This window comes from Hyella patelloides LEGE 07179 (assembly GCF_900659865.1).
Taxonomy (GTDB): Bacteria; Cyanobacteriota; Cyanobacteriia; order Cyanobacteriales; family Xenococcaceae; genus Hyella; species Hyella patelloides.
The window spans coordinates 1-1,017 of record NZ_LR214357.1 but is presented as its reverse complement, the minus strand read 5'-3'; the positions used below and the strand labels follow the sequence as shown (position 1 = coordinate 1,017).

General features: G+C 29.4%; 1 pseudogene. It reads left to right on the top strand.

What is annotated here, in order from left to right:
* Window positions 1-887 (top strand): annotated as a pseudogene (locus H1P_RS37065) (glycosyltransferase family 39 protein); the annotation flags it as partial.
* Window positions 888-1,017: the final 130 nt, after the last annotated feature.

Genomic DNA, 1,017 nt, shown 5'->3' with positions numbered 1-1,017 from the left:
TTTTTTTTATTTTCTTCTTGCAGTTTTGGCTATCTCCTCAAGGAACAACAAGGCTAGCAGAAACAGGTATTGAAACTAATATTTTTCTTGTTATTTTATATTATCTTTCTTATTTAGAACCAGTATTTTTATTTTTTTATGGAGATTTTAGTGTGCGTCGTAGTGTAACGACTATTGGAATTGGACAATTATATATCTGGGAATTTTTGACAGTTATTACTAGTTTACTCGCTTTTAAAAAGCAATTAACTATTGAAAGTAAAATTATATTCTTATGGTTGTTTTTATATCCTATTCCCGCAGCTTTAACTGAAGAACAACACGCTATTAGAGCGATTATTGGAATGCCTTTATTTGCTTTAATCTCTAGTTATGGCTTTTGGCTACTGTATGAAAGATTAGTAAGTAATAATAAACATATAACCAAGAATTTATTGTTAATCGCGATCGCACTTTCTTTTTGTTATTATATTTATGCTTATTATAATTACTCTCAAAATAAAATTAGCGATACTGGAGTAGGACATTGGCAATATGGTATTGGTGAAGCTTTAAACTATGCCGAAATTAATAATTATCAATGTGTATTTGTCAGTAACAAGTTTAAAAGACCAAATATGTATATTCTGTTTTATACGCAATATCCTCCAGCAGAATACCAAAAAGCACCCCACGATCCCGAAGCTAAATATTTTACTGAACCTACACAATTGGGAAAATATACCATAGCTGATCTTCAAAAATATAATCTGGAACAATCAGATTGCTTATTTATTATTACAGCTAAAGAATTAACAGAGTTTCAACAAAAATATTCCAAAAATCAAAAGATAAAAACTATTAAAACTCCTGAAGGTATCAGTAAAATAGTTTTATTAGAAAAATAACTAAACCACGTCTACTGTGAAAACCGTAGATGATAAATGCAGAGAAAATTGGCTATTTACAACACCTTTGTGGGTCTGCTGGATGTGGGTTTCAGAATTTGTACTATCCATAATATCACTATTTTTTTTT